This is a genomic window from Pseudomonas agronomica, from assembly GCF_025917275.1.
Lineage (GTDB): Bacteria > Pseudomonadota > Gammaproteobacteria > Pseudomonadales > Pseudomonadaceae > Aquipseudomonas > Aquipseudomonas agronomica.
Genome location: NZ_JAOSHO010000527.1, coordinates 1 through 3,320, shown reverse-complemented (window position 1 = coordinate 3,320; position 3,320 = coordinate 1). Strand labels below are relative to the sequence as shown.

The window sequence follows — 3,320 nt, the reverse complement described above, 5'->3', positions numbered from 1 at the left end:
GCGAGCAAGCTCGCTCCCACAGGCCTTGGTTTCAACTGAGCAGCATCAGTCGCGAACGTAGATGATTTCCGGACCGTCCTCGTCATCCACATCTTCCTCGTCCCAATCGTCATCACCGATGTCATGGACCGACTTGACGCCACTACGGCGCAACGCACGCTGGTCGTCCAGTGCCTGCAACTGGGCACGGGCCTCGTCTTCGATGCGCTGGTCGAGCTCGGCCAGCTCTTCCTTGTAGGCCGGGTCATTGGCCAGGCGATCAGCACGATCTTCCAGGTAACGCATGATGTCGTGGCAGAGGCGCTCGGTATTTTCCTTGGCGATGGCCGAGATCACGTAGACCGGGCCTTCCCACTCCAGGCGATCGACGATTTCCTTGACCCGCTCCTCGTGCTCTTCTTCGAGGATCTGGTCGCACTTGTTCAGCACCAGCCAACGGTCGCGCTCGGCCAGGGCCGGGCTGAACTTGGTCAGTTCGTTGACGATGACTTCGGCGGCATCGGCGGCACTGGTTTCATCCAGCGGCGCCATGTCGACGAGGTGCAGCAACAGGCGGGTACGGGACAAGTGCTTGAGGAAGCGAATCCCCAGGCCTGCGCCCTCGGAAGCCCCTTCGATCAAGCCCGGAATGTCGGCGATCACGAAGCTCTTCCAACGGTCGACACTGACCACGCCCAGGTTTGGCACCAGGGTGGTGAACGGGTAGTCCGCAACTTTCGGCTTGGCCGCCGACACCGAGCGAATGAAGGTACTTTTGCCCGCGTTCGGCAGGCCCAGCAGGCCCACGTCGGCCAACACCTTCATTTCCAGCTTCAGGTCGCGCTGCTCGCCGGGCTTGCCCGGCGTGGTCTGGCGCGGCGCACGGTTGGTGCTGGATTTGAAACGGGTGTTGCCCAGGCCGTGCCAACCGCCATGGGCGACCAGCAGACGCTGGCCGGCCTTGGTCAGGTCGCCGATGACTTCCTGGGTGGCGGAGTCGATCACCGTGGTGCCGACCGGCACGCGCAGGATCAGGTCTTCGCCCTTCTTGCCGGTGCAGTCGGTGCTGCCACCGTTGGAGCCACGCTCGGCATCGAAGTGCCGGGTGTAACGGTAGTCCACCAGGGTGTTGAGGTTTTCGTCGGCAAGCATGTAGATCGAGCCGCCGTCGCCGCCGTCACCACCGTTCGGACCACCGTTTTCAATGAATTTTTCCCGACGGAAACTCATGCAGCCATTACCGCCGTCGCCAGCCTTTACTCGAATCGATACTTCATCAACAAACTTCATGACACACGCCTCTCGCCGTACGGACGAGCCGAAAAAAACAAGACATAAGACTCTTGCAAAAATGAGCGCAGCGACCTCAAAACACGCCCCAACCGCAGCGCCGACAGCCCATACAAACAGTTTTGCAAGAGACTCACCCCACAAACGAAAAAGCCCCGTCGCAAGACAGGGCTTTTCCAGCGGTCTCGCAATTAAGCTGCGATAACGCTTACGTAACGACGACCGAAGGCGCCTTTTACTTCGAACTTGATCACGCCTTCGACTTTAGCGAAGAGGGTGTGATCCTTACCCATGCCAACGCCGTAGCCAGCGTGGAATTGGGTGCCGCGCTGACGCACGATGATGTTGCCCGCTTTGATAGCCTGGCCGCCATACATCTTCACGCCAAGGCGTTTGGCTTCTGAGTCGCGACCGTTACGGGTACTACCACCAGCTTTTTTGTGTGCCATGAGTTCAATTCTCCTAGTGAGGAATTAGGCTGAAATTAAGCCTGAATACCGGTGATTTTGATCTCGGTGTACCACTGGCGGTGGCCCATACGCTTCATGTGGTGCTTACGGCGACGGAACTTGATGATGCGGACTTTATCGTGACGACCTTGGGAGATCACTTCAGCCACAACGGTAGCGCCAGCAACGACTGGAGCGCCGATATTCACGTCATCGCCATTGGCGACCAACAGAACGCGATCAAAAGTCACGGATTCGCCGGTAGCGATTTCCAGTTTTTCGATCTTCAGGTATTCACCTGGGGCGACCTTGTATTGCTTGCCACCAGTAACAATTACTGCGTACGACATGGTATTTCTCCGATAATCCTGCTCACCCAGCGCTTTATAAGAAGAGGTATTGGCTGGCATGGCTGCATGGGCTGGAAGGCCCGGATGCAATTGCGTAAGGCAGGTGCTGCCCAGGAAGTTCAGGGTGCGCGATTGTACGCAAGGCAACCGAGCCTTGCAAGTAGCCGTCCATCGCGCCTTGACACCTGCGGACGTGGGTCCTAGCATGCCGCGCAACCCTTCTGGAGCGCCTGTCGCTGATGCAACCCCAAGCTTTCTACCGCGCAGTGGCGGACGATTTTAGTGCCGTCGACGGTATCATCAAGAAGCAGCTGACTTCCCGAGTGCCGCTGGTATCGAAAATCGGCGACTACATCACCTCGGCTGGCGGCAAGCGCCTGCGTCCTTTATTGGTGCTGTTGTGTGGCAAGGCCTTGGGTCGCGAAGGCGACGACATGCGCCTGCTGGCCGCCACCATCGAGTTCCTGCACACCGCGACACTGCTGCATGACGACGTCGTCGACATGTCCGGCATGCGCCGTGGCCGCTCGACCGCCAACGCCATGTGGGGCAACGCCCCAAGCGTGCTGGTGGGCGATTTCCTGTACTCGCGCTCGTTCGAAATGATGGTCGAGCTGGGCTCGATGCCGGTGATGAAGATCCTGTCCCAGGCCACGCGCATCATCGCCGAAGGCGAAGTGCTGCAGCTGTCCAAGGTACGCGACGCCAGCACCACCGAAGAAACCTACATGGAAGTCATCCGCGGCAAGACCGCCATGCTTTTCGAAGCCTCGACCCACAGCGCCGCGGCCCTGGCCGGCGCCACCGCCGAGCAGAGCGAAGCCCTGCGCACCTTTGGCGATCACCTGGGCGTGGCGTTCCAACTGGTGGACGACCTGCTGGACTACAAGGGCGATGCCGAAACCCTGGGCAAGAATGTCGGTGACGACCTGGCCGAAGGCAAGCCGACCCTACCGCTGATCTACACCATGCGCGAAGGCACGCCGGAACAAGCAGCGCTGGTGCGCCAGGCGATCCAGAAAGGCGGGATCGAAGACCTGGAGCGTATCCGTGCCGCGGTCGAAGCCTCCGGCTCGCTGGAATACACCGCGACACTGGCCCGGGATTACGTCGCCCGCGCGATCAAATGCCTCGATGTGCTGCCGGCCAGCGAATATCGCGATGCGCTGGTGGAACTGAGCGAGTTTGCGGTCGCACGTACCCACTGACTGCATGTCAACAGCGAGCTTTTGTGGCGAGGGAGCTTGCTCCC

At 59.9% G+C, this 3,320-nt stretch carries 4 protein-coding genes; 1 reads left to right on the top strand and 3 read right to left on the bottom strand.

The window, feature by feature from the left end; genetic code table 11:
* Nucleotides 1–45 precede the first annotated feature (45 nt).
* The 3 genes from cgtA to rplU all read right to left on the bottom strand — a co-directional run bounded on the left by cgtA (nucleotide 46) and on the right by rplU (nucleotide 2,068).
* Nucleotides 46–1,269, bottom strand: coding sequence for an Obg family GTPase CgtA (gene cgtA, locus OC610_RS23895; RefSeq protein WP_039593902.1), 1,224 nt, complete (start codon nucleotides 1,267–1,269; stop codon nucleotides 46–48).
* A gap of 191 nt (nucleotides 1,270–1,460) precedes the next feature.
* Nucleotides 1,461–1,718 carry a 50S ribosomal protein L27 gene (gene rpmA / locus OC610_RS23890; RefSeq protein WP_003205738.1) on the bottom strand — a complete coding sequence of 86 codons (258 nt, stop codon included), beginning with the start codon at nucleotides 1,716–1,718 and terminating at the stop codon, nucleotides 1,461–1,463.
* Between the two features lie 35 nt (nucleotides 1,719–1,753).
* The gene (gene rplU / locus OC610_RS23885; protein ID WP_003176051.1) at nucleotides 1,754–2,068 is read right to left on the bottom strand and encodes a 50S ribosomal protein L21; all 315 of its coding nucleotides are present in this window, start codon (nucleotides 2,066–2,068) and stop codon (nucleotides 1,754–1,756) included.
* Nucleotides 2,069–2,307: 239 nt separating this feature from the next.
* On the opposite strand from rplU, the gene OC610_RS23880 reads away from it, so the two are divergent.
* Complete coding sequence (locus OC610_RS23880) at nucleotides 2,308–3,276, top strand: polyprenyl synthetase family protein (RefSeq protein WP_264431359.1); 969 nt, start codon at nucleotides 2,308–2,310, stop codon at nucleotides 3,274–3,276.
* Nucleotides 3,277–3,320 lie beyond the last annotated feature (44 nt).